Origin of the sequence: Yersinia fenwicki (assembly GCF_043099325.1) — a bacterium.
In the GTDB taxonomy this organism is placed as follows: Bacteria; Pseudomonadota; Gammaproteobacteria; order Enterobacterales; family Enterobacteriaceae; genus Yersinia.
The window spans coordinates 1489762-1516092 of sequence record NZ_CP170755.1; the positions used below are offsets into that span (position 1 = coordinate 1489762).

Genomic DNA, 26331 nt, shown 5'->3' on the forward strand with positions numbered 1-26331 from the left:
ACCGACTTGAAGCATAGATAATTTATGGAATAGGTTTATTCAGCACATGACGCAGTGCTTCTTCCAGTTCGAAATAACGGAAGGCAAAACCGGCTTCTTCCAAACGTTTTGGAATCGCCCGCTGCCCACCTAATACCAATGCGGCAGATTCTCCCAGTAACAAACGCATTGCAGCAGCAGGTGTACGTATTACAGCTGGGCGATCTAATACCTCGGCCAGAGTGGCAATAAATTGCTCATTATGGACTGGATAAGGAGACACCATATTAAATGGGCCGCTAAGGCCATGAGTGGTGAGTAAATAATGAATCCCATGAACCATATCATCTATATGTATCCACGGCAGGTATTGGCGACCATCCCCGATCGGGCCGCCTAGCCCAAGGCGCAACAGCGGTATCATTTTAGCTAATGCTCCACCATGTGGAGCTAATACGATGCCAGTGCGTAGAAGGCAAACCCGAGTGTGATGACTTTCAGCAGCCCGAGCGAGATTCTCCCAGCGCTCACATAACATATGAGTAAATTCATCATGAGGGATTTCATCTTCGGTGACGACGGCTTGTCCCTGGTCGCCATAAAATCCGACGGCTGATCCTGAAATAAAAACTGCTGGCGGCTGACTACTGGCCCTAATTAATGTTGTCAGTCTTTCAGTTATCTGCCAGCGACTTTGGCATAAGATCTCTTTTTGTTGCGGCGTCCAACGTTTTTCCGCAATAGGCTCTCCTGCCAGATTAATAACGGCATCAAAATGATTAAGGTCATGTTGGTCATCTAATGTCGACCAGCAGGTGACTTGCGAACCAAGAACATCATTTGCTCGCTGTGGATCACGGGTTAAAACTGTTATTTGATGGGCTTGCGATAAAAGAAATGCGGTCAGACTGCGCCCGATGAGCCCTGTAGCTCCAGTAATTAAAATACGCATAGCCAATCTCCGTATATATTCTTCTGACTTGATGCTTACCTGCAACTCCACGCTCTTTGGGGGTAGCGGCAGCCTGATTTCTTTTTAGCATAGGCTAACTTGCGTTCTTCTCCCACGATGCTGAGCACATCCTGAGTGAAATTTTTAACAAAATAAAAAATAATAACTAAATAAATTGGCTGATCTATCCGATTAATACAGTATTGAATACTCGGCTATTACCCATTATGTAGTAGAACCGTTAGGACTATCTACTTTATTGTTTCTGAACGCGAACAAGGGTTATAAGCCATACCGATGACAACAAAGTTCTGAGTTCGCGCTTTGCTGCTAGAGCCAATATACTCATCAGTATGGAAAAGAGGCCGCTTACCTCTTTCACCTTGTAATGTTGGATATTTTATAAATAAAAGCTGAGTATTTCATAAAAAACTCACGGCGGCTTATAAATCCTGCGATTGAGGTCAGGTTGCTGCCTCATTGTTGTCCATACACTTTTCAGGTGCGCATGAAGCTAAACATTGAAGTTAATTGTTCTTATGTGTGTGAGCCTATACATAAGCAAGACGATAGTTTATTAGCCGTGGAGCTATTGAGCCGATTTTCAGCTAAATCGGTAGATTTACCCATCGATGTTGAAAATTTTATTAATAAATTGGATGTTGATGGAAAGATAGATTTATTCCATGACCAATTACGTGCAGTGAAGGCTTATAAGGATTGGTTTATCACTCATAATGTTCTGCTCTCAATTAATATTGATTTTGACTTGGCAAGTGTGATTGTTACAGATGAATCAACTCGTCAAATGCTTGATGAATTGCCTTTCTTGCGTTTAGAAATAATGGAGACATTCTCCAATTTATCTGATGGAATGAATAACCCATTGTTACGCGATCTGGCTGAGCGCTATCCACTATGGCTGGATGACCTTGGCAGCGGTGGTTCTACCCTAAACGCAGTGACTGCCAATATTTTCGAGTATGTGAAAATTGATAAGCATTTCTTCTGGCAGCACAATAAGCATACCTTCCCGATTTTGATTAACAACATTAAGAAATATTGTCTCGGGGTGATTGTGGTTGGCGTAGAAAATCAGGACGAATCGGAGCAGCTTAAAGGCAGTAATATTGATGCCATGCAGGGGTATCTATTCAATCAGTTGACACTGGATGAATTGGTATCGCAATCCTCGCTTTAACGATCCCTCTCCTATTTTATTTTGCGCAATGCTGACATTATTCTTTTAGGTCTGCATTGTATTTTACGATAAAATTTTCTTATGCTGGATAGCGGCTTTTCTCGGATTAATCTAGCGGATTGGATGATAGAATGAAGCCACATTTAGTTCTCATTACTTATTATGGCGGCAGGTGCCGCCAGACTGACTGAGATTAGACCTAAGAGATGACGATACCATGAAGTTAATGTTTGCTTCAGATCTGCATGGATCGCTACCGGCCACTAAAAAAACGCTGGAAATTTTTGACCGTAGTGGGGCGCAATGGCTGGTGCTATTGGGGGATTTACTCAACCACGGGCCACGTAATGCGTTACCGACAGGTTATCAACCGGCAACTGTTGCAGAATGTCTTAATCCCTATAAAGACCAGATTATTGCTGTGCGGGGTAATTGCGATAGCGAAGTCGATCAGATGCTATTACAGTTCCCTATTATGGCTGGCTGGCAACAGATTATTATGCCCGAAACACGTTTATTTTTGACGCATGGTCACCTTTATCACCCAGCTGCGCTTCCGCCATTGCGCAAGGGAGATGTCTTAGTCTATGGTCATACTCATCTACCACAAGCAGAGTGGCAAGATGACGTTATATGCTTTAATCCCGGCTCAGTCAGTATCCCAAAAGGGGGATATCCGGCGAGTTATGGCATGTTGGATGGGGGAGTTTTACAGGTTCTGACCCTACAAAATGATGAACCTGTCACCCAATTGTCATTAAAAACCAAATAATATAACGAGTTATAAACTCTTGATTAACAATTGCGCGTATCTAACCGCGCCTAGATAGAAGGTTTTAGAGGATGGTGGAGCAAAATCCAGCAGCAGTCATCGAGTGGGTTGATATTGTTGATGAGCAAAATGAAGTGATTGCTCAATCCAGTCGTCAACAAATGAGAGCTCAACGACTACGCCATCGTGCTACCTATATTGTGGTGCACGACGGAATGGGAAAAATACTGGTACAGCGCCGTACTGAGAGCAAAGATTTCTATCCTGGAAAACTGGATGCAACTGCCGGTGGCGTGGTGCAAAGTGGTGAAAACTACCTTGAATCTGCAAGACGCGAGGCGGAAGAAGAGTTAGGCATTGCTGGCGTGCCTTTTGCTGAACATGGCCAGTTCTACTTTGAAGAAGAGTGCTGCCGCGTGTGGGGGGCTTTGTTCAGCTGTGTTTCACACGGCCCATTTGCATTGCAGGCGGAAGAAATAGATGAAGTCAGTTGGATGCTGCCAGAAGAAATTACCGCGCGTTGCGATGAGTTCACGCCGGATTCCCTGAAAGCACTATCGCTGTGGTTAACTCGTAACAACGAGCAGGATTACGGTAAAATTACACCACGCGAAGATTAATCTCATTCAGCCATAAAAAAGCCCCGACATCTGTCAGGGCTTTTTTTTAGCTTATCTCACTGATTATCTAACAATAATTCCAAGCAGAATACCCAGCGCACCGAAGTCAGCATCACTAAACGTTGTGTTGGCGAACCCGATATCACCCAGAACTGGCAGCAGGAATACAGGCAGGAAAGTAATCAGCAAACCTTGAGCAAAGGCACCCAAGATAGCGCCACGACGCCCACCAGTAGCATTGCCAAACACCCCTGCGGCAGCGCCGACGAAGAAGTGAGGCACAACACCTGGAATAATAACGGTCATATTCATCAAGTACAGGGCGAACATACCGATAAGACCGGCGGCAAAGCTGCTCAGGAAACCAACCAATACCGCATTGGGTGCGTAAGGGAACACAACCGGGCAATCAAGTGCAGGTTTAGCATTTGGTACTAACTTGTCGGAAATGCCTTTGAAGGCTGGAACTATCTCGGCAATAACCATACGCACACCTTGCAAGATGATGTAGACACCCGCGGCGAAAGTAATGGATTGCATCAGTGAGAACATGAACCAGTTTTTACCACCGCTCAGGCTTTTCACCACTTCCGGTCCCGCGAACAGGCAGGTGACGATGAAAATGATACACATGGTAAAGGAGATTGCGACCGGCGTATCACGTAAGAACAACAGACTTTTTGGCACATTCATGTCTTCAGTCGAATGTTCTTTATTGCCAAACTTACTGCCGATAAAGCCAGCTAATACATAAGACAGAGTAGAGAAGTGGCCGATTGCCACATCATCTGAGCCGGTAACTTTCTTCATGTAAGGATGAGCAATGGCCGGGAAGAACACCATCGCAACCCCAACAACCAAAGAACCGATCACAATCAGCGTTACACCACTAATCCCGGCAGTCGCCAGAATGACAGCTACCATCATCGACATAAACAGCGTGTGGTGCCCGGTCAGGAAAATAAATTTCCACGGCGTAAAGCGGGCAATCAGAATATTGATAACCATAGCGAAGAACATAATCATCGCCATTTCTTTACCGAAACTCTTTTGTGCCACCGACACAATAGCTTCGTTATTTGGCACAACACCCTGAATACCAAATGCATGTTGGAAGATGTTGGCGAAATCACCCAGGGATGAAACCACCAGGCCAGCACCGGCACCTAAAATAACAAAACCCATAATGGTTTTTACGGTGCCTTTAATGCACTCCGTGACCGGTTTTTTCTGTGCAATCAGGCCGATTAAAGCGATCAAACCAACCAGAACCGCTGGTTCGGAAAGAACATCACTCATTAAAAAGCGAAAGAAATCCATACCAGCCTCCTGTTACAAAGCGCCTAATTCGGTTAATGCCACAGACAAACGCTCTTTCATGGCTTTCTTGTCGATCATATTATCCAGTGCCACGATTTTTCCACCCACGGCCTGAGCAACTAATTGTTCGGCGATATCTTTAGTGCCGATGAAAATGTCACTGGGTGTTCCTTTGGCAGAACCCAGATCCACATGATCCACCTCGGCATTGACCGCCAATTCTTTCAGAATATTTTTGATGCTGATTTCCATCATCAGGCTGGTACCTAAGCCGTTACCGCAAACCACTGTAATTTTCATTTTCTTTCCCCTTAAAATTATTATTCGAACTCAATGCTGAGATTAATAACGTGCAATAACGGATAGAATATCCTGCTGCGTTTTGGCATTAAGTAAGGCTTGTACATCATTATCGTTATCGAACAACTGAGCGAGTTGAGAAATAGCCCCGATGTGGCTAGTGCTGTCTGTCGCCGCTAACACTATGAGCAGTTTTACCGGATCATTACCTTCAGCATTGAAAGTCACGCCCTCGGTGATGACGGTTAACGCCAGAGAGAGTTTATTGGCACCTTCTTCCGGCCGGGCATGCGGCATGGCAATGCCCGGCCCGACCACGTAATAAGGACCAATAGCCTCATGGGAGCGATAAATTGCCTCGACATAACGGGCTTCAATCGAGCCATTATCAATCAGTGGCTGACATGAAATCGCGATGGCATCACGCCAGTCTTTCGCCTGGCTGACGACCTGAATGACGTCTGGCGTTAACAGTGTTTTTAACATGATATATATGACTCCCTATGACTGTTAACGTGAGAGTAGATAGTTATCATTGGCATTAATGTGATGGATATCTCAATTGATAGCGCTACCTGATAGCGCTATCAAAATTTGTGATAGCGCTATCATTTGTCGCACCAAGGGCTTTGGCTATCTCCAAATAAGCCATATACAATGCAATGTATTGTCGAGGCCAGTGTGGGAAGGTTTTACTCCGACAAGAATTTTAATCAGGCAGGAAATCAGCATGGAAAAAACGCGCAAGCGCCGTAATACCGGGCGGGTCACTCTATCGGATGTGGCGAATTACGCCGGGGTAGGGTCGATGACTGTTTCCAGAGCGCTGCGAACGCCGGAGCAGGTTTCAGATAAATTACGTGAAAAAATAGAACAAGCGGTTGAAACTCTTGGTTATATTCCTAACCGCGCAGCTGGAGCATTAGCATCCGGTCACAGCGATACTGTCGCTGTTTTAATTCCGTCATTAACGGACAAAGCCAGTTCCCGATTTATGCAGGCACTGCAACAGATTCTGAATAAAAATGAGTTTCAGTTATTACTAGGTTGCCACGAATATAACCAGCGTAAAGAAGCGGAAATATTGATGACATTGCTGCAAAGTAACCCGGCAGCGGTAGTGATATTTGGCTCTCAGCTGGCAGAGAAAACCTATCAATTGCTGGAACGTGCCAACATCCCGACGGTCAACGTAGTCGGTTCTTATTTCAAAGCGGCCAAAATTACTCTTGAGGCGGCTTTTTTTGAGTCGGCCTATGAGTTAAGCCGACATTTATTGGAGCGGGGTTATCACAATATTGGTTTTATTGGCGCTCATATGGATAACCGCCTGCAACGCCAGCAACTGAATGGTTGGCATAAGGCGATGTTAGAGCATTATAAAAATGCGGACCAGACGGTCACTACACCTGAGACGGCCAGTTTGCAGTTTGGGCGCTATGCATTGACAGAAATACTCCAACGCCAGCCAGAATTGGATGCGGTGATATGCAGTCACGAAGATATTGCGCTCGGCGTATTATTTGAATGCCAGCGCCGGTTGTTGAGAATCCCGAGCGGCATTGCGGTGGCATGTTTAGATGGGTCTGATAGTTGTGACCAAACCTATCCAACATTGACTTCAATGCGCATTGATTACAAAAAAATGGGTAAGGAAGCCGGTAAAATGCTGATTGATATGCTGGATAATGATGAAGAGAGTGAACCTCTGAGCCAGAATTTCAGCTATAAATTTGAACCACGGCAAAGCACTTGATAGTTAATTCCTGACTCGCTATTTTGGCAGAACATAAAAACGCCAGCACGAGGCTGGCGTTGGTGTTTTTATACATACTTAATCGTTAAATTAAGACGCGCTAGCGTCAGCCTGAGCTGATTGAATTGCGGTCAACGCCACGGTATAGACGATATCGTCTACCAACGCACCACGAGACAAGTCGTTAACTGGCTTGCGCATGCCTTGCAGCATCGGCCCGATTGAGATCAGGTCAGCAGAACGTTGTACCGCTTTATAGGTGGTGTTACCGGTGTTCAAATCAGGGAAGATGAACACTGTCGCTTTACCGGCCACTGGCGAGTTAGGCGCTTTGGATTTAGCCACATCAGCCATGATTGCCGCGTCATATTGCAACGGACCATCGATGATCAGATCTGGGCGCTTTTCCTGTGCCAGACGCGTTGCTTCACGCACTTTTTCTACGTCGCTACCTGCACCAGAGTTACCGGTGGAGTAAGAGATCATCGCTACACGCGGTTCGATACCGAATGCCGCCGCAGAATCAGCTGATTGGATAGCAATTTCTGACAGTTGTTCAGCAGTTGGATCTGGGTTAATCGCGCAGTCACCGTAAACCAGAACCTGGTCAGGCAGCAGCATGAAGAATACAGAAGACACCAGTGAACTGCCCGGTGCTGTTTTGATCAACTGCAACGGTGGACGAATAGTGTTTGCGGTGGTATGAACAGCACCAGACACCAGACCATCAACTTCGCCTTTCTCTAGCATCAGCGTGCCGAGAACCACGTTGTCTTCCAGTTGCTCACGAGCAACCACTTCAGTCATGCCCTTGCTCTTACGCAGTTCTACCAGACGTGGAACATACTGCTCACGCACAGCAACTGGATCGATGATTTCAACGCCTTTACCCAGCTCAACGCCTTGGGCCGCAGCAACACGTTGGATCTCTTCAGGATTACCCAACAGCACGCAAGTCGCAATACCACGTTCAGCACAGATAGCCGCAGCTTTAACTGTACGTGGCTCATCACCTTCTGGCAGCACAATGCGTTTGCCGGCTTTACGCGCCAACTCGGTCAGCTCATAACGGAATGCTGGAGGAGACAGGCGACGTGAACGTTCGGATGTAGCGCTCAGAGAATCAATCCACTCACTGCTGATATGGCTGGCAACGTAGTTTTGCAGTTTCTCAACACGTTCATGGTCATCTGCAGGCACTTCCAGATTGAAGCTTTGCAGGCTCAGAGAAGTCTGCCAAGTGTTGGTATCAACCATAAATACTGGCAGACCAGTTTGGAAGGCACGATCACATAGCTTTTTGATTGGCTCATCAATCGCATAACCGCCAGTCAGCAAAATAGCACCGATTTCAACGCCATTCATGGCTGCCAAACAAGCAGAAACCAACACGTCTGGGCGGTCTGCTGAGGTCACCAGCAGAGAGCCTGGGCGGAAGTGTTCCAACATATGTGGGATACTGCGCGCACAGAATGTCACTGATTTAACGCGGCGGGTTCTGATATCGCCTTCGTTAATAATACGTGCATTCAGGTGTTTACACATATCAATTGCACGGGTCGCAATCAGCTCGAAGCTCCATGGCACGCAACCCAGAACCGGCAGCGGGCTGTTGGCAAACAGCTGTTTTGGATCGATACTCGCCACACTGGCCTTGGTAGAATCATCAAAGATTTCAGACAGGTCAGGGCGGGTACGGCCTTGTTCATCAACTGGTGCATTTAGTTTGTTAATGATAACGCCAGTGATATTTTTGTTTTTGCTGCCACCGAAGCTGGAACGAGCCAGTTCGATACGCTCTTTCAATTGGTCTGGTGAATCATTACCCAGCGCAATAACAAACACGATTTCCGCATTCAGCGTTTTGGCAATTTCGTAGTTCAGTGCGTTAGCAAACTGATGTTTACGTGTTGGCACTAAACCTTCAACCAGAACCACTTCGGCGTCTTTGGTATTTTCGTGGTAACGGGCAACAATTTCTTCCATCAACACATCTTGCTGGTTAGAACTCAGCAAGTTTTCCACATGATTCATATTCAGCGGCTCAGCAGCAGTGATGCTAGAGTTCGCGCGAATGATAGTGGTGGTTTGGTCAGGTGCATCGTTACCAGCACGGGGCTGTGCGATGGGCTTAAATACGCTCAGGCGTACACCTTTTTGTTCCATGGAACGGATGACACCCAAGCTGACGCTGGTTAGACCAACGCTGGTGCCGGTAGGGATCAACATTATTGTACGGGACACGGCTAAACCTCTTTACGGTTATGCCCTTCGTCTTTGAAGCCGCAGGGTTGTTGGCTACGTTCATGCACCCGAATCACTGACCTGAGTCAGCTCATCGGGATTTATTCGCTTGCCGCCTACCCGCAACTTCAATGACTTTGGGAACATCCTTCGTCCTTGAAGCCGCAGGGGTGTTGGCTACGTTCATGCACCCGAATCACTGACCTGAGTCAGCTCATCGGGATTTATTCGCTTGCCGCCTACCTGCAACTTCAATGACTTTGGGTATATGTCAAAAATTCTTATGCGGTCAGACGAGCAGCGTCTTGTGCGATGACCAGCTCTTCGTTGGTTGGGATAACCAAAGCCAGACGGCTGCCATCTTTGGTGATGGTGCCTGATTTACCAAAGCGCGCTGCCAAGTTGCGTTCATGGTCAATTTCAAAGCCCAATAGGCCCAGTTTGTCCAAGGTCAGTTCACGCACCATTGCTGCGTTCTCACCGATACCGCCGGTGAATACAACTGCATCCAGACGGCCATCCATCAATGCAGTGTAAGCACCGATGTATTTCGCCAGACGGTGGCAGAACACATCCATTGCGCGACGTGCATCGGCTTTGGTTTCGTAGTTGTCTTCAACATAACGGCAGTCGCTGGTGACTTCGGTCAGACCCAACAGGCCAGATTCTTTGGTCAACAGTTTGCTGATTTGTTCCATGGTCATGCCCATCGCATCATACAGATGGAAAATGATAGCTGGGTCAATATCACCACTACGTGTGCCCATGACCAGACCTTCCAGTGGCGTCAGGCCCATAGAAGTATCAACACATTTACCGTTACGCACCGCAGTAACTGAGCCACCGTTGCCCAAATGGCAAGTAATAACGTTCAGTTCTTCCAGTGGTTTGTTCAGAGTTTTTGCTGCTTCCTGGCTCACGTAGAAGTGGCTGGTACCGTGTGCGCCATAGCGACGGATACCGTTTTCTTTGTATAAGCTGTACGGCAGGGCGTAGAGATAAGACTCTTCCGGCATGGTCTGGTGGAAGGCAGTGTCAAAGACTGCAACATTTTTATCAGCCAGATTCGGGAAGGATTTCAATGCTTCAGCGATACCAATTAGGTGAGCTGGGTTATGCAGAGGTGCAAACGGGATGGAATCTTTGATACCCTGAATAACTTCTTCGGTAACGATAGCTGATGCAGTGAATTTCTCGCCGCCATGAACAATACGGTGACCGATAGCCGTCAGTTGAGCGGAAAGCTCTGGTTTTTGTGCCAGAATAGTATTAACAATGAAATTTAGTGCTTCGCTGTGTGCTGCACCAGCACCCAATGCTGCTTCCTGTTTGCTGCCGTCCAGTTTCCATTTGATACGGGCTTCCGGCAGATGGAAGCATTCGGCTAAACCAGAGAGGTGTTCTTCACCATTGGTCGCGTCGATGATAGCAAATTTAAGGGAAGAGCTACCGCAGTTAAGAACCAGTACTAGCTTACTCGACATGGAAGTACCTATTTATAGTCGTGTTCGACATGTGTTTTTGCATGATCGATACAGATAATGTATCGGAGTACAAAAACAGCGAAAACACGTGGTTAATAAAACGTCAATCTATCCAAAAGCGTAGCGCATATTGGCGTCGACATTAATGATTAACATCATGCGATAGCGAAAAATGCATGATGGAGGAAAAATCGCCGATTTAGTATTAAGTACAAACGTTAATGCCTGGTGGTAAAAGACCGCGCGATTTAACAAAATTGATTTAAATGCTGCAAAAAGTTGACATATTTAGCGTCATCTTCTAGCGGCCAAAAGGCCGGACTAGGATACCGATAGCGCCGCCTAAAAACAAAATATATTTAACAGACTAATTTTTAGTTAGTGGATTACAAAAAAAATTTTAATCTTTGTTTGTGAAGTTGAGGTGAGCCATGACAACAAAACCCTCTGATTCCGTAAGTTGGTTTCAGGTACTCCAGCGCGGCCAGCATTATATGAAGACCTGGCCTGCTGATAAACGCCTGGCGCCGGTGTTTCCCGAGAATCGTGTGGCGACCGCGACCCGCTTTGGTATCCGCTTCATGCCGCCATTGGCCATCTTTACACTGACCTGGCAAATAGCTCTTGGCGGGCAATTAGGGCCAGCCATTGCCACGGCATTGTTTGCCTGCGGTTTACCGCTGCAAGGGTTATGGTGGTTAGGTAAACGTGCTATTACGCCGTTACCGCCGACATTATTGCAGTGGTTCCATGAGGTGCGGAATAAACTGGTTGAATCCGGGCAAGCCGTCGCACCTGTTGAGCAAACGCCGACCTACCAATCTTTGGCTGATGTGCTCAAACGCGCCTTCAAGCAGTTGGATAAAACATTTCTTGATGATTTGTAAGGGTAGCCTTTGATTGGGCAATGTTGGGAATCCATATCGGGCTTTATCTGCAACCGGGGCTTTTTATGTATCTGATAAACAGCAGCGTAAAATCCCCTGTCAAATCAAAGTATGGCTCAACTCTGTATGCGATGATTTCCTCATTATTTATGTCTTAGGAGTTTAGTGATGGATATGACAAACGCCCAACGACTGATTCTGTCGAATCAGTACAAAATGATGACCATGCTGGATCCGGAAAATGCTGAGCGCTATCGCCGCCAGCAAACTATTGTCGAACGTGGCTTTGGTTTGCAAATGCGTGAACTGGACCGTGATTTTGGTGAAATGAGCGAAGATACTTGCCGTACTATCATTAATATCATGGAGATGCATCATGCCCTGCAAGTCTCTTGGGATAACCTGAAAGACAAACAAGATTTAGATGAGCGCCGTATTGCGTTCCTTGGTTTTGATGCTGCTACTGAATCGCGTTATCTGAGTTATGTGCGCTTTATGGTGAATACCGAAGGCCGCTATACCCATTTTGACTCAGGAACACACGGTTTCAATTCCCAAACCCCAATGTGGGACAAATACCAACGTATGCTGGCTATCTGGCAATCATGCCCGCGCCAGTATCACTTGAGTGCGGTTGAGATTTCGCAAATTATCAATGCCTGATAGTGCGTAATGATCAAGACCTGGATTGACTAACGAGGATGTGCTTGTGGAGTGTAAAGGTTTTCTTTTTGATTTGGATGGGACTCTGGTTGATTCATTACCTGCTGTGGAGCGAGCCTGGATTGGCTGGGCGCAAAGTCGTGGCATTGATCCATCGGAAGTTCTAGAATTTATCCACGGGAAACAAGCAATTACCTCTCTTCGCCATTTTATGCCGGGTGCGAGTGATACAGAACTTCAAGCTGAATTTTTGGCTTTAGAGCATATTGAAGCCAATGACACTGATGGTGTAACCGCGCTGCCGGGAGCTGTGTCATTGTTGGCGCGGCTAAACAGTTTGTCTATTCCGTGGGCGATTGTGACCTCAGGTTCGGTACCTGTTGCTTCTGCACGCCGCGCCGCCGGTCATTTACCTGAGCCAAAAGTGTTCGTCACTGCTGAACAGGTGAAGCATGGCAAACCTATGCCGGATGCTTACCTGCTGGGTGCTGAACGTTTAGGTCTGGCTCCGGCGGATTGTATTGTGCTGGAAGATGCACCAGCGGGAATATTGTCAGGGCTGGCGGCGGGTTGCCAGGTGATCGCCGTGAATGCACCTGCTGATACACCAAAACTGGATCAAGTGGACTTAGTTCTCAGCTCACTTGAACATATTGCTGTTGAAAAAACAGCAAATGGCGCGGTAGTTCGCTTTATCGGCTAATCACTTTGGTGAGTATTTTATTGAGGGCGCTTGATGGCGCTTTCAGACTGCTGACAAAGTCAAATGAAGGGGAATCGTGCCGTTGGGGTCGCTCTTTGTTTCAAATACAAGTGCGTAAGCGACCGGAGTGCCCCGAGGTGCGGTAAACCCGTCACTCACTAAGTTATCAACAGCTTTGTCATTAACCTCTGAGCGCCTGATGGCGCTCTTTTGCTTTTAGCGCGACTGGGAATGTGATGGTACTGAGGAGAGCGGCGCTAAGCTGTCTTCCAGGCTGTGAAGATTTTGTGGTTTTACCCGAATAATTCCCCCGCGTGGGCTATCAATGTCGGCGATGAGCATAAAAGAGAATGAGATAACCAGTGGCAATATCAACGTCATCACCTTACCTTTTTTACCCTGCTTTGAGCCATATCCTACAAGGGTGCAGCTACAAATCGCGATAATTAGCATCAGCAACCAAGCTGCATGCGGGATTCTGTTCCACCACGCCGCTTGGGTGTAACCCGCTGAGTTCAAAACATCATTCATACCGGATACTACCAATGCCATAACAGGGTCTGGGCGCTGATTCACCGGCTCGAGTAACTCGGCCCATAACGCATTTTCCAGTTGATTAGTTCGGTCATTAATCTCAGTCAGATAGTTTTCATTGCGCGTGGTATAAAAAAGTATCCGTTGATCAAGATAGTGTATTAACAATGCCTTAGTCGTGACACTGGAAGCAGCTGGCAAATAATCGACGCGCAGATATTCAGTCCCAATCGCATTGGCTTCCGCCTCTTCGTAGTTTTTACGCAAATCATAGCGACTGATCGCCATCGAAAAACTAAAACCGATAATCAGCCCCAGCAAGGTGAGTGTCGCCCCTTGAATGACGGTAAAATTCTCGCGAATATTATCATCCAGATCCCGCCCTCGTCGGAAAAAGGCCTGACCGACATAAGCTGAACCATACAACAGGGCACATGACAGCAGAAAAAGTACAATCGGATAGTCCGTGATATCGATCATTCACCGCTCCAGCCAAATAACCCTAATGATGGATTGTCACTTAGTATTATCAGTATAGTCAGGCGGTTAAATCCTATTGAATATCGGAATGTTTCTGGTGGGATTTTTTTACTGGTGAATACTGCATCACATATTGGTTAATTATTTTTCAGGAAAAAATACAATTAATGTCGTTGTGGGATGGTAAGCGCATAAATTTACAGTCATTATTGATCTCAAACAGCGGTACTGTCTTAATTTAATGATTTACTTACTTGAGCTGAATATTCCTTTTCACTTTTTGCCAACGAGGCCATTTTGAACAGCGAACTATTATGGGTGTTGACGCTACTTCTGATAGCTATTGTGCTGTTTACCACTAATAAACTGCGGATGGATGTCGTGGCATTATTGGTCATTATTGCCTTTGTGATGAGCGGCACGCTGTCATTAGGGGAGGCGACCAGCGGCTTCAGTGACCCTAATGTTATCTTGATTGCGGCATTGTTTGTCATTGGTGAAGGGTTAGTGAGAACCGGCGTCGCCTATCAGGTGGGGGATTGGCTGGTAAAAGTTGCTGGCCACAGTGAAACCAAAATGCTGGCGTTACTGATGGTGACTGTGGCGGGGTTGGGGGCCTTTATGAGCTCAACCGGCGTGGTGGCGATTTTTATCCCGGTAGTATTAAGTGTCGCCAGTCGGATGAAGATTTCGCCCGGGCGATTAATGATGCCGCTAAGTTTTGCCGGGCTTATCAGCGGCATGATGACTCTGGTCGCGACACCACCCAATATGGTGGTGAACAGTGAGTTGTTGCGCGAAGGTATTAAAGGTTTTGGTTTCTTCGGCGTGACGCCAATTGGTCTTATCATCTTGCTGATGGGAGTTGGCTACATGTTGGTTGCCCGCCACTGGTTGGGGGGAAAGCCGGAAAGTTCAGAAAAAGAGCAGCAATGGAAACGCCGTACCTTCCGTGATCTTATCCGCGATTATAAACTCACCGGCCGCGCCCGCCGCCTGGCGATTCGCCACGATTCTCCTTTGATTGGTCGTTCTCTTGATGAACTGCATCTGCGCGCCCGCTATGGCGCGAACGTGGTCGGGATTGAGCGCTGGAAACGTTTTCGGCGGGTCATGGTCAGTGCGACCGGTTCGTCTGAGCTGCACGAAAATGATGTTTTGCTGATTGATATGTCTGATTGCGATGTAGATTTACGCGAGTTTTGTACTCAGCAGATGCTAGAGCCGATGGTGCTGCGTGGTGAATATTTCTCTGAACAGGCGCGTAACGTCGGGATGGCCGAAGTTTCTCTTATTCCAGACTCTTCCCTGCTGGGAAAGAGTTTACGTGAAGTCACCTTCCGTACCCGCTATGGCCTGAATGTTGTCGGTATTCGCCGTAATGGTAAGACGTTGGAAGGTAAACTGGTCGATGATAAATTACAGTTTGGCGATATCTTATTGGTGATCGGCGACTGGAAATTGATTCGTCAGTTGCAGCAGAAAACCCGTGATTTTATCGTGCTGAATTTACCCGCTGAAGTTGATGAAGTAGCCCCCGCTATCTCACAAGCGCCCCATGCTTTGTTCTGTCTGGCGTTGATGGTGGCGATGATGCTAACTGACGAAGTGCCGAATGTGATAGCGGCGTTGGTGGCATGTTTGTTGATGGGGCAATTTCGCTGTATTGATATGGAAAGTGCTTATCGCTCAATCCATTGGCCGAGTTTGATTCTAATTATCGGGATGATGCCTTTTGCACAAGCGCTGCAAAAAACGGGCGGGGTAGATTTGATAGTCCGCGGTTTGATGGATGTTGCTGGTGGCATGGGGCCAAGGGTGATGTTGCTGTGCTTATTTGTGCTGTGCGCCACCATCGGGTTATTTATCTCCAATACAGCGACGGCGGTGTTGATGGCACCGATCGCCATAGCTGCGGCTCGTGAGATGTCGCTTTCCCCGTATCCATTCGCGATGATTATCGGTATTGCCGCATCAGCAGCCTTTATGACTCCGGTTTCGTCCCCGGTTAATACCTTAGTTTTAGGCCCCGGTGGCTATAAATTCGGTGATTTTATCCGAATAGGGGTGCCGTTTACCCTGTTGGTGATGATCGTGAGTGTGATGGTCGTGCCGATACTTTTTCCTTTTTAAATGGGATGCTACAGGGTAAGAGTTATGTTTAGTTCGGTTGATATGAGATTGGTGCTCACCTTGCCCCTTGGTGCCTCAACCGCCAAAGGGGTCACAAGCGCGTGACCCCTAAAACGGGCGTCCTGCCCGTTTTCCTTGCCTATACTCTCCACTCGGCAGCTCAAATGTGCTTTTGAATATCAACTTCAACTTTAATCCAGTGAATCGAGGCTGATTTCGTCTAATGACAGGCTGAAGCTGGGGACGAAAACTTCCATAAAATAATCCATTTCCGGGCTTTGACGCATAGCGAGGGTCTTCTCTAGCCGTGCTTTGGCTTGGATGAACTCATTGTTACCAGCGGATAATTCTTCTAAACATTTGAGATAAGCACACAGGGCATCAGCTTGCTTAACCAGTGCTTTTTCCTCTTCGCTGTAATAATGCTCATCCAACAGACAAAGAAAATCATGTTGTAACTCGACGGGCAGCATTTCAATCAACTTTTGCTGCGCGACTTTTTCTATCTTTTTATATTCATGAGCAATTTGTGGATTGTAATACTTGATCGGGGTAGGCAAGTCACCGGTTATCACTTCACTGGCATCGTGGTACATCGCCAGCAGCGCGATACGATCGGCATTAACATTGCCATTAAATTTCCGATTTTTGATGATAGCCAATGCATGAGCGACAAACGCCACCTGCAAACTGTGCTCAGAAACATTCTCAGTGCGGACATTACGCATCAGCGGCCAGCGGTTGATGAGTTTCAAACGGGATAGGTGAGCAAAGAAGTGACTCATAGTTTTCTCTCTTTGTAACTTTTTAAATGCAGGTCTGAGGATAGTTTATCAGATTGGGTTGAGGTTTGATCAGCTCGGTTCCGCCCGGATCAAGTTTCGGTTGATATTGGTTCAGTGTTCACCTGAACCCAGTGGCCTCAACCGAGCAGGAGGGTAGGCCGGCCCTCCTGCACCTGCGGCTGGCGCGAAATATTACTGCTATTCGCAGTCTCCTCCGGCAGCCGTTGGACTTATCGAACCAGCGCGATGGGCATCCCTGCCCAAGCGCGCTTTTCGCGGGCGTCCATGCCCGCTCACTCGAGCCATCGTCTTTGTCGGTAATATTCCTGATTGCGCTTAAGGTCAAAATCCAATTCAAAATACGGGTTTTGACCTTGATGTTTAAAAGCACATTTGAGCAGCCGAGTGAAGAGTGTAGTAGGACGCGAGGCATGGATGCCGAGCGAGCCGTGCTTGAGCAGGAGCGAATCACGGCGATCCGCCAGCGAAACGATGAAAGAGGGTACCCACGAAGTGGGCAGGCGATACGTGCGAAGCGCGGGATTCCACAAGGGTGCGCGCTCGCACCCTTTGGCGGTTGGTGCATCGGGGATTAGGTGAGCCGTGAAGCTCTGACAACCGAAACAATGATTCGATCTACTCTTACAACCGAACTAATCACGAAATCAACCAATTACTGATGATATGTCTCAAGGAATCGCCCCAGTTTTCCAACAGCCATCTCCAACTCATCCACACGCGGTAATGTCACGATCCGCACATGATCCGGATATGGCCAATTAAAGGCACTACCTTGTACCAGCAAGACTTTTTCTTGCAACAGAAGATCTAATACCAACTTCTGATCGTCTTTCAGGTTAAAACGCTTCTGATCAATACGCGGGAACATATAGAGCGCGCCCTGTGGTTTCACACAGGAAACACCAGGTATCTGGTTAATCAGCTCCCAGGCACGGTCTCGTTGTTCGTATAAGCGACCACCAGGTTGAATAAATTCGCTGATGCTTTGATAGCCACCTAATGCGGTCTGAATCGCATGCTGCATTGGCACGTTAGCGCACAACCGCATGGATGCCAGCATTTCCAAACCTTCGATATAACCTTTCGCGTGTTTCTTCGGCCCATTCAGCACCATCCAGCCTTGACGGAAACCGGCTACACGGTAAGTCTTGGACAAACCATTGAAGGTCACCGTCAGTAGATCAGGTGCCAGTGCGGCAATGGAATGATGCTGCGCTTCGTCATATAAAATCTTATCGTAGATCTCATCGGCGAAAATAATCAGGTCATTCTGGCGAGCGATTTCGACAATTTCTAGTAACAACTCTTTGCTGTAGACCGCACCAGTCGGGTTGTTCGGGTTGATAATCACTATCCCGCGGGTACGCGGGGTGATTTTACTGCGGATATCGTCCAAATCAGGGAACCAGCCTGACTCTTCATCACACATATAATGCACAGCTTTACCGCTCGAAAGCGATACTGCCGCCGTCCATAAAGGATAGTCTGGGGCCGGTACCAGCATTTCATCGCCAAGGTTTAGCAATGCTTGCATGGATTGCACGATCAGCTCTGAAACGCCGTTCCCAATGTAGATATCCTCTACCGTCAGGTCGCGCATATCGCGTGCCTGATAGTGCTGCATAATGGCTTTGCGCGCCGAAAAAAGGCCTTTGGAGTCGCAATAGCCCTGTGCAGTCGGCAAATTACGGATCACATCCACCAGAATTTCATCCGGTGCATCGAAACCAAACGGGGCAGGGTTGCCGATGTTGAGTTTCAGAACCTTGTTACCTTCTTCTTCAAGACGCTTAGCTTCTTTTAGCACTGGGCCACGAATGTCGTAACAGACGTTGTCCAGTTTGCTGGATTTCTCAATGGGGGACATAAAAAAGTGAGCCTTTTGCTGGTAAAAGCGTGTCCTCAGCGTGGAACACTGCAAGATGTTCAATGTACTCCGACGCCGTTGATTTTTGAAGCGCTATGCACGTCCTTTAGTGCAAATGACTGTTGGGGGTAAAGTATAGGTGTTTTTACCCGTGTTTTTGTTGTCAAACCTACCGGCCGTTGTGTGATTGATGAGTTTGTCTGAAGTTTTTTTCTGCCAGATCTCATCGTCTGTGTGCATTAGTAAAAAAGAGGTTTCAATAAAAATTGAGATCCATTTTCTATGCGATAGAGACTAGAGAAGAAGTGAGGGGATCGGTATCCAATTACGTCGCGTTTTAAGCTGAAAACCTGGATTCAACAGTTTATATCATCATACATATATAGAAGGGAGAAAACAGGCAAATTTGTAAATAGGAAAACTATTAAGAACAGCTAATGTTAATCTTAGAAAAGCTTATCGATTATCAAATCTTACCACTTGAAATTACTCAATTAGATAAAAAAATCCGCAAAAGAAATATTGATATTTTTTAATATTTACCGATAAGTTGGTTTCATTGATTTAATTAAAATAGGTGAGGAGCAGCTTTATAAAGGTTGCAAGAATGAGGGTTTCTAAAGGAAAAAATCTTCATTTATCGAAGATTTAGCTCTTTTTTATGACCGTACTCACAAACATAGGCAGAACTCAGCCAATAGTTTTTTTAAAAAGAGATAGCGGTAACGAAATATAAGTAAATTTTTTGCCCTACTCGAATGAGTGGGGTACTGTCATACTTAGCGTTGTCCCTTATTGATGGCGCTAATACATAAACACCAGGGTAGTTTGTAATTAGAATTCAAAAAAGTGAAGAATACACTATGACAAATGCAAATCGTCCGATAATTAATCTCGACCTCGATCTGCTTAGAACCTTTGTAGCTGTTGCTGACTTGAATACGTTTGCCTCTGCTGCGGCAGCGGTTTGTCGAACTCAGTCAGCAGTTAGCCAACAAATGCAACGGTTAGAACAGTTAGTCGGTAAGGAGTTATTTGCCCGTCATGGGCGTAACAAATTACTGACTGAACATGGTCTCCAGTTACTTGGCTATGCCAGAAAAATTTTGCGTTTCAACGATGAAGCTTGTACGTCACTGATGTATAGCAATGTAGAAGGTTCACTCATTATCGGCGCATCTGATGATACTGCCGATACGCTGTTGCCTTTCTTGCTAAACCGAGTGGCGACGCTATATCCTCGGTTGGCCATCGATGTGCGGGTAAAACGTAGCCCACTCATTGCTGATATGCTGAGTCATGGCGAAGTGGATCTGGCGATTACCACCGCTAAGGTCGACAATCATCCCCATGTGATTTTAAGAACATCACCGACGCTGTGGTATTGCTCCGCCGATTACCAATTCCAACCCGGCGAATCAGTGCCTTTAGTTGTTATGGATGAGCCAAGCCCATTCCGTGATATGGCAATAGAGCATCTGACCAGAGCCGGTATTGCATGGCGTATTGCCTATGTCGCCTCTTCACTTTCTGCCATTCGTGCGGCAGTAAGGGCAGGGCTGGGTATTACTGCCAGACCGATTGAGATGATGAGTCCTGATCTACGGGTGTTGGGTGAAACAGAAGGGTTACCTCGTCTGCCTGAAACTCATTATTCATTATGTAAAGATAGCCGGTGTAGCAATGAATTGGCCTTGGCCATTTTCGAAGCTATGCAGACAGGTCATCAACATGGTTTGCAGTCCGGTACGGATTTAATGCTAGATTCTGACTATTTAGTCGACGGTCAAAATTAAGCCGGAATTCGAACAGGTCAATCTAAGCCCCTTATTTTAGGGGCTTTTTTATTTTCATTTTTTGTTAAAAGTCTTTTTTAGCCCGTTCAGTTTAATTTTATGAGTAAAACGTTGTTTTATTTTACTCATAGCGTGTGTTCGAGAGTCGATAGCGAACAATAAACCTTAGTTATATAATGGTTAATAACGCGTTTATCATGTCATACTTATTTTTATTAAAACGCCGTTTCAGTATTTGTAAATAATAAAGAGCAACTTTTTGTGCCGAATATTTATGAAATAACACTCAAAACGTGTTCTGGATCAAAAAAATACCCCTAGCTAGTGAGTGGAAGAACCGGTTATTCCTGAGACAATGGTATAGTTAGTCCGAACTATTAATGTTGGTTTATATGTGTATGTTCTGACTTAACAAATTACTGACTCGATTTAGCTTACAGGTTCGCATCAAATGTTAAGTAAGATCGTGCGTTTGTAAATTAATCTGTAGTTACTTTTGTCAAAGTTGACAAAAGGTTACTGAAAGGAGTAAAAAGCCCACAGTAAAACACTGGCTAAACAGTTGTTAAGACAGTGTGTTTTGTGTGGTTTTTATCCTTCCCTTTGAATCGATGTGGTGCACTAACTGCCAACACAAGAGCAGGATGTTCGACGCCACTTTTGATGAGTAAGCAATGAGTATGTCAACAACCACTGAAGTTATCGCTCATCATTGGGCGTTCGCTGTATTCCTGATCGGCGCAATCGGGCTGTGCGGTTTGATGCTGCTAGGTGCGTTCTTCCTGGGTGGGAGAGCTCGGGCCCGTGCCAAAAACGTCCCTTATGAGTCTGGTATTGATTCAGTAGGCTCGGCGCGTATGCGCTTGTCTGCGAAATTCTACCTGGTCGCCATGTTCTTCGTTATTTTCGATGTTGAAGCGCTGTACCTCTATGCGTGGTCCATCTCTATCCGTGAGAGTGGCTGGATAGGCTTCATCGAAGCAACCATTTTCATTTTGGTGCTCTTGGCTGGTTTGGTTTATCTGGTGCGTATTGGCGCTCTGGATTGGACTCCTGTGCGTTCTAATCGTCGCGTGAGCAAACCGAGCATAGTTAAATACGCCAGCAATCATCCGCAAGCTATATCCAAAGAACGTGGCGTTGAAAGTACGGCTGCCAGCAAATGAATCCCGATGACCTTATCTATAGTTAAAACAGGTAAGTGATTGGGAGAAAAGCGCACAGCTAACAACCCTGCGGCTCCAAGTACAAAGGGTATAGTGGTCAATAAATACAGCGAGGCATTAACATGGACTATACGCTCACCCGCATAGACCCTAACGGTGAGAACGACCGTTACCCCCTGCAAACTCAGGAAACCGTCAGCGGCGACCCTCTCGAGCAACATGTCCACCGTAGTGTTTACATGGGTAAACTTGAGAACGCCATGCATGACATGGTGAACTGGGGGCGTAAGAACTCTCTTTGGCCGTATAACTTCGGTCTTTCCTGCTGTTATGTGGAGATGGTGACTTCATTCACCGCCGTACATGACGTGGCACGTTTCGGTGCAGAAGTACTGCGTGCCTCTCCGCGCCAGGCTGACTTTATGGTCGTGGCCGGTACCTGCTTTACCAAGATGGCCCCAGTTATTCAGCGTTTGTATGAACAAATGTTGGAACCAAAATGGGTTATTTCCATGGGTGCCTGTGCTAACTCCGGCGGCATGTACGATATCTATTCGGTAGTACAAGGCGTGGATAAATTCCTGCCGGTAGATGTGTATATCCCTGGCTGTCCACCGCGTCCGGAAGCCTATATGCAAGCATTGTTGCTGCTACAGGAATCTATCGGTAAAGAGCGCCGTCCTCTCTCTTGGGTTGTGGGTGATCAAGGTGTTTATCGCGCCAACATGCAGCCAGAAAGAGAACGTAAGCATGCTGAACGAATTGCAGTAACTAACCTGCGTACACCTGACGAAATCTAATGTGCCTTTAGGCATATGATTTTGGTGCGTAAGTGATTTGTTTTTGGAGAGAACCGTTTTTCTTCCAGAACATGTGTGCGGCAAATGACCACAAAATGACACATTCAGTGTGGTGAAAAAACAGTGTGGTGAATAAATAATGACCGATTTAACGACGTCCGACAGCACCCAGCCAGCATGGCAGACCCGGGATCATCTTGATGATCCGGTGATTGGTGAACTGTCGAACCGTTTTGGGCCAGAGGCCTTTGTTGTCCAAGCAACTCGTACCGGTATGCCCGTGGTATGGGTGAAGCGTGAACAATTACTGGAAGTAATGTCGTTTCTGAGAAAACAACCGAAGCCGTATGTCATGCTGTTTGATCTGCATGGTGTAGATGAACGCCTTCGTACTCACCGCCAGGGTTTGCCTGACGCGGATTTTTCTGTTTTCTATCATCTGCTTTCCATCGAGCGTAACCGCGATATCATGCTGAAAGTGGCACTGTCTGAAAAAGACTTGCACGTGTCCACAGCGACCAAGATTTTCCCTAATGCCAACTGGTATGAGCGCGAAACTTGGGAAATGTTCGGTATTACCTTCGATGGTCACCCTCATCTGACGCGCATCATGATGCCGCAGAGTTGGGAAGGTCACCCGCTGCGTAAAGATTACCCAGCCCGTGCAACAGAGTTCGATCCCTTTGTGCTGACCAAGCAGAAAGAAGATCTGGAAATGGAATCACTGACTTTCAAACCAGAAGATTGGGGTATGAAGCGCGGGACCGAAAATGAGGACTTTATGTTCCTTAACCTCGGCCCGAACCACCCCTCTTCACACGGTGCGTTCCGTATCGTGTTGCAGCTTGATGGTGAAGAGATTGTCGACTGTGTGCCAGATGTGGGTTACCACCATCGTGGTGCGGAGAAGATGGGCGAGCGCCAGTCCTGGCACAGCTATATTCCTTATACCGACCGTATTGAGTACCTGGGTGGTTGCGTTAACGAGATGCCTTACGTGCTGGCAGTTGAAAAACTGGCGGGCATAGAAGTGCCGGATCGCGTTAAAACCATCCGCGTGATGCTATCTGAATTGTTCCGCATCAACAGCCACTTGCTGTATATCAGTACTTTTATCCAGGACGTCGGTGCAATGACACCGGTGTTCTTCGCCTTTACCGACCGTCAGAAAGTGTACGATTTGGTAGAAGCGATTACTGGTTTCCGTATGCATCCAGCCTGGTTCCGTATTGGTGGTGTGGCGCACGACCTGCCGCGTGGCTGGGAACGCCTGCTGCGTGACTTCCTTGACTGGATGCCAAAACGCCTGGACTCTTACGTCAAAGCTGCATTGCAGAACAGTATCCTGAAAGGGCGTTCTATCGGTGTTGCTGCCTACAATTCCAAAGAAGCATTGGAATGGGGGGTGACCGGAGCGGGTTTACGTGCGACTGGCGTTGAGTTTGACGTGCGTAAATGGCGTCCGTACTCCGGCTATGAAAACTTCGATTTCGAAGTTCCCGTCGGTAACAACGGCGACTGTTATGACCGCGTGATGTTGAAAGTGGAAGAGTTGCGTCAAAGCCTGCGCATTCTGGAGCAATGTTATAAAAACATGCCAGAAGGCCCATTCAAGGCAGATCACCCACTGACCACTCCGCCGCCGAAAGAACGTACGCTGCAACATATCGAAACGCTGATCACTCACTTCCTGCAAGTTTCATGGGGCCCAGTGATGCCAGCTAACGAATCATTCCAGATGGTTGAAGCGACCAAAGGGATCAACAGTTACTATCTGACCAGTGATGCCAGCACCATGAGCTATCGCACCCGGATACGTACGCCAAGCTATGCCCATTTACAGCAGATCCCATCGGTTATCCGTGGCAGCCTGGTATCTGACTTGATCGTCTATCTGGGCAGTATCGATTTTGTAATGTCTGATGTGGACCGCTAATTATGAGCAACCAAAAAGATACTCAGGTGAGTAACGAAAGCCAAAATGTGGCGAACCTGGCAGTCAATGCGGCTGAACCGGCGACCACAGCAGAAGTTTTCGAATTGAGTGCTGAAGAACGTGATGCTATCGAACATGAAAAGCACCATTACGAAGATGCCCGCGCCGCGTCAATTGAAGCACTGAAAATTGTGCAAAAACAACGTGGTTGGGTGCCGGATGGGGCGATTCACGCCATTGCTGAAGTGTTGGGTATCCCCGCCAGTGATGTTGAAGGTGTGGCGACATTCTACAGCCAGATCTTCCGCCAACCGGTTGGGCGCCATGTGATCCGCTACTGTGACAGCGTGGTATGCCACATCACTGGTTATCAGGGGATCCAAGCCGCGATTTCGAAAAAACTCAGCATTCAACCAGGTCAAACCACCTTTGATGGCCGCTTTACGCTGCTGCCGACCTGCTGTTTGGGTAACTGTGATCGTGGCCCGACGATGATGATCGATGACGATACGCATAGTTACCTGAAGCCTGAAGATATTGAGAAGTTACTGGAGCAATATCCATGACAGTCCACTCAGGTTTTACCAAAGAGATTGTGCGCACGCCAGAAATGCACCCGCTGACCTGGCGTTTGCGCGATGATAAACAGCCCGTATGGTTGGATGAATATCGCAGCCAAAATGGCTATGTCGGTGCGGAAAAAGCCTTAAAAAGCATGGCAGCACCTGATGTTGTTAGCTTAGTCAAAGACGCCGGCCTGAAAGGGCGTGGCGGTGCTGGCTTCTCCACAGGTTTAAAGTGGAGCCTTATGCCAAAAGACGAAAGCATGAACATCCGCTACCTGCTGTGTAACGCCGATGAGATGGAACCGGGTACCTATAAAGACCGCCTGCTGATGGAGCAATTGCCTCATTTGTTGGTGGAAGGGATGCTGATCAGTGCCTTTGCGCTGAAAGCTTACCGTGGTTACATCTTCCTGCGTGGCGAATATATCGAAGCTGCCGTGCACTTGCGCCGAGCCATTGCTGAAGCGACTGAAGCGGGTTTGCTGGGCAAAAACATCATGGGCAGCGGCTTTGATTTTGAGCTGATTGTTCATACCGGGGCGGGTCGTTATATCTGCGGTGAAGAAACGGCACTGATTAACTCGCTGGAAGGTCGCCGCGCCAACCCCCGCTCCAAACCACCTTTCCCGGCATCTTCTGGTGTTTGGGGCAAACCGACTTGCGTTAACAACGTTGAAACTCTGTGTAACGTTCCGGCCATTCTTGAGCATGGCGTGGAGTGGTATCAGGGAATTACCGCCGGTAAAAGTAACGATGCGGGTACCAAACTGATGGGCTTCTCTGGCCGGGTGAAAAATCCGGGTCTGTGGGAATTGCCGTTTGGTATCACCGCTCGCGAAATTCTGGAAGATTACGCCGGTGGCATGCGCGATGGTTTGAAATTCAAAGCCTGGCAGCCGGGTGGGGCAGGTACTGACTTCCTGACCGCCGACCACCTGGATTTACCGATGGATTTTGAAAATATCGCTAAAGCTGGCAGCCGCTTAGGGACTGCATTGGCTATGGCGGTAGACCACGAAATCGGTATGGTTCCGCTGGTGCGTAATCTGGAAGAGTTTTTCGCCCGTGAATCCTGTGGCTGGTGTACACCTTGCCGCGATGGGTTGCCGTGGAGCGTGAAGATCCTGCGTGCACTGGAGCGCGGCGAAGGTCAGCCGGGCGACATCGAGACGCTGGAGCAGCTTTGCCGCTTCTTAGGCCCGGGTAAAACCTTCTGTGCCCACGCGCCGGGCGCGGTTGAACCACTACAAAGCGCGATCAAATATTTCCGGGAAGAATTCGAAGCCGGGATCGCCGCGAAAGACTATGGCAACACCCGAGCCATAGCCGGTATTCAACCAAACCTGTTAAAAGCGCGCTGGTAGCA

At 47.4% G+C, this 26331-nt stretch carries 22 protein-coding genes and 1 pseudogene; 14 read left to right on the forward strand and 9 right to left on the reverse strand.

The features are described 5' to 3' along the window. Positions 1 to 22: 22 nt before the first annotated feature. Entirely contained in the window at positions 23 to 931 is a 909-nt protein-coding gene (locus ACF3VQ_RS06880; protein ID WP_392434091.1) for a TIGR01777 family oxidoreductase, read from the reverse strand. A 508-nt stretch (positions 932 to 1439) separates the two neighbouring features. On the opposite strand from ACF3VQ_RS06880, the gene ACF3VQ_RS06885 reads away from it, so the two are divergent. The 3 genes from ACF3VQ_RS06885 to yfcD all read left to right on the forward strand — a co-directional run bounded on the left by ACF3VQ_RS06885 (position 1440) and on the right by yfcD (position 3524). After that, complete coding sequence (locus tag ACF3VQ_RS06885; protein WP_392434094.1) at positions 1440 to 2132, forward strand: EAL domain-containing protein; 693 nt, start codon at positions 1440 to 1442, stop codon at positions 2130 to 2132. A gap of 217 nt (positions 2133 to 2349) precedes the next feature. Then, positions 2350 to 2904 carry a phosphodiesterase gene (yfcE, locus tag ACF3VQ_RS06890; RefSeq protein WP_392434096.1) on the forward strand — a complete coding sequence of 185 codons (555 nt, stop codon included), beginning with the start codon at positions 2350 to 2352 and terminating at the stop codon, positions 2902 to 2904. A gap of 71 nt (positions 2905 to 2975) precedes the next feature. Further along, the gene (yfcD, locus tag ACF3VQ_RS06895; RefSeq protein WP_392434099.1) at positions 2976 to 3524 is read left to right on the forward strand and encodes an NUDIX hydrolase YfcD; all 549 of its coding nucleotides are present in this window, start codon (positions 2976 to 2978) and stop codon (positions 3522 to 3524) included. A 63-nt stretch (positions 3525 to 3587) separates the two neighbouring features. On the opposite strand, the gene ACF3VQ_RS06900 is transcribed toward yfcD, so the two are convergent. From ACF3VQ_RS06900 to ACF3VQ_RS06910, 3 genes are read right to left on the reverse strand one after another with little or no spacing between them, the layout of a single operon-like run. Further along, positions 3588 to 4844 carry a PTS ascorbate transporter subunit IIC gene (locus ACF3VQ_RS06900; protein ID WP_005277900.1) on the reverse strand — a complete coding sequence of 419 codons (1257 nt, stop codon included), beginning with the start codon at positions 4842 to 4844 and terminating at the stop codon, positions 3588 to 3590. Positions 4845 to 4856: 12 nt separating this feature from the next. Continuing rightward, on the reverse strand, positions 4857 to 5144 hold the full coding sequence (locus ACF3VQ_RS06905) for a PTS sugar transporter subunit IIB (RefSeq protein ID WP_019082005.1): 288 nt from the start codon (positions 5142 to 5144) through the stop codon (positions 4857 to 4859). Between the two features lie 42 nt (positions 5145 to 5186). Further along, on the reverse strand, positions 5187 to 5630 hold the full coding sequence (locus ACF3VQ_RS06910; RefSeq protein ID WP_392434101.1) for a PTS sugar transporter subunit IIA: 444 nt from the start codon (positions 5628 to 5630) through the stop codon (positions 5187 to 5189). 244 nt (positions 5631 to 5874) lie between these two features. Here ACF3VQ_RS06910 and ACF3VQ_RS06915 point away from each other — a divergent pair, with 244 nt between their 5' ends. Then, a complete protein-coding gene (locus tag ACF3VQ_RS06915) occupies positions 5875 to 6900 on the forward strand; it encodes a LacI family DNA-binding transcriptional regulator (protein WP_392434104.1) in 1026 nt (341 codons plus the stop codon). Between the two features lie 90 nt (positions 6901 to 6990). Here the strand turns inward: ACF3VQ_RS06915 and pta are convergent, their stop codons facing one another. After that, a complete protein-coding gene (gene pta / locus ACF3VQ_RS06920) occupies positions 6991 to 9129 on the reverse strand; it encodes a phosphate acetyltransferase (RefSeq protein ID WP_019082007.1) in 2139 nt (712 codons plus the stop codon). 296 nt (positions 9130 to 9425) lie between these two features. Continuing rightward, positions 9426 to 10628, reverse strand: coding sequence for an acetate kinase (gene ackA / locus ACF3VQ_RS06925; RefSeq protein WP_005171756.1), 1203 nt, complete (start codon positions 10626 to 10628; stop codon positions 9426 to 9428). A 431-nt stretch (positions 10629 to 11059) separates the two neighbouring features. Between ackA and yfbV the strand changes: the two genes are divergently transcribed. The 3 genes from yfbV to ACF3VQ_RS06940 all read left to right on the forward strand — a co-directional run bounded on the left by yfbV (position 11060) and on the right by ACF3VQ_RS06940 (position 12881). Beyond that, positions 11060 to 11515 carry a terminus macrodomain insulation protein YfbV gene (yfbV, locus tag ACF3VQ_RS06930; protein WP_392434107.1) on the forward strand — a complete coding sequence of 152 codons (456 nt, stop codon included), beginning with the start codon at positions 11060 to 11062 and terminating at the stop codon, positions 11513 to 11515. 168 nt (positions 11516 to 11683) lie between these two features. After that, positions 11684 to 12178, forward strand: a complete 495-nt coding sequence (locus ACF3VQ_RS06935) for a YfbU family protein (protein ID WP_005159196.1) — start codon at positions 11684 to 11686, stop codon at positions 12176 to 12178. Positions 12179 to 12224: 46 nt separating this feature from the next. Continuing rightward, positions 12225 to 12881, forward strand: a complete 657-nt coding sequence (locus ACF3VQ_RS06940) for a sugar phosphatase (RefSeq protein ID WP_392434110.1) — start codon at positions 12225 to 12227, stop codon at positions 12879 to 12881. A gap of 216 nt (positions 12882 to 13097) precedes the next feature. On the opposite strand, the gene ACF3VQ_RS06945 is transcribed toward ACF3VQ_RS06940, so the two are convergent. Then, the gene (locus ACF3VQ_RS06945) at positions 13098 to 13895 is read right to left on the reverse strand and encodes a hypothetical protein (RefSeq protein ID WP_392434112.1); all 798 of its coding nucleotides are present in this window, start codon (positions 13893 to 13895) and stop codon (positions 13098 to 13100) included. Between the two features lie 297 nt (positions 13896 to 14192). On the opposite strand from ACF3VQ_RS06945, the gene ACF3VQ_RS06950 reads away from it, so the two are divergent. Next, positions 14193 to 16028 carry an SLC13 family permease gene (locus ACF3VQ_RS06950; protein ID WP_392434115.1) on the forward strand — a complete coding sequence of 612 codons (1836 nt, stop codon included), beginning with the start codon at positions 14193 to 14195 and terminating at the stop codon, positions 16026 to 16028. A gap of 191 nt (positions 16029 to 16219) precedes the next feature. On the opposite strand, the gene yfbR is transcribed toward ACF3VQ_RS06950, so the two are convergent. Together yfbR and ACF3VQ_RS06960 are read right to left on the reverse strand one after the other, a co-directional pair. Beyond that, positions 16220 to 16813, reverse strand: a complete 594-nt coding sequence (gene yfbR / locus ACF3VQ_RS06955; protein WP_392434117.1) for a 5'-deoxynucleotidase — start codon at positions 16811 to 16813, stop codon at positions 16220 to 16222. Positions 16814 to 17486: 673 nt separating this feature from the next. Further along, a complete protein-coding gene (locus ACF3VQ_RS06960) occupies positions 17487 to 18701 on the reverse strand; it encodes a pyridoxal phosphate-dependent aminotransferase (protein ID WP_019082014.1) in 1215 nt (404 codons plus the stop codon). 863 nt (positions 18702 to 19564) lie between these two features. Between ACF3VQ_RS06960 and rovM the strand changes: the two genes are divergently transcribed. From rovM to nuoF, 6 genes and pseudogenes are all read left to right on the forward strand, one after another. Further along, on the forward strand, positions 19565 to 20497 hold the full coding sequence (gene rovM / locus ACF3VQ_RS06965; RefSeq protein ID WP_392434120.1) for a virulence transcriptional regulator RovM: 933 nt from the start codon (positions 19565 to 19567) through the stop codon (positions 20495 to 20497). Positions 20498 to 21171: 674 nt separating this feature from the next. Further along, complete coding sequence (gene nuoA / locus ACF3VQ_RS06970; RefSeq protein WP_392434123.1) at positions 21172 to 21663, forward strand: NADH-quinone oxidoreductase subunit NuoA; 492 nt, start codon at positions 21172 to 21174, stop codon at positions 21661 to 21663. 122 nt (positions 21664 to 21785) lie between these two features. Continuing rightward, positions 21786 to 22463, forward strand: a complete 678-nt coding sequence (locus tag ACF3VQ_RS06975; protein WP_002210278.1) for an NADH-quinone oxidoreductase subunit B family protein — start codon at positions 21786 to 21788, stop codon at positions 22461 to 22463. A gap of 139 nt (positions 22464 to 22602) precedes the next feature. Next, complete coding sequence (nuoC, locus tag ACF3VQ_RS06980) at positions 22603 to 24399, forward strand: NADH-quinone oxidoreductase subunit C/D (protein WP_392434129.1); 1797 nt, start codon at positions 22603 to 22605, stop codon at positions 24397 to 24399. 66 nt (positions 24400 to 24465) lie between these two features. After that, positions 24466 to 24965: pseudogene (gene nuoE / locus ACF3VQ_RS06985) on the forward strand (NADH-quinone oxidoreductase subunit NuoE). After that, entirely contained in the window at positions 24962 to 26329 is a 1368-nt protein-coding gene (gene nuoF, locus ACF3VQ_RS06990; RefSeq protein ID WP_392434131.1) for an NADH-quinone oxidoreductase subunit NuoF, read from the forward strand. The pseudogene nuoE and the gene nuoF overlap by 4 nt, the downstream one beginning before the upstream one ends. Positions 26330 to 26331 lie beyond the last annotated feature (2 nt).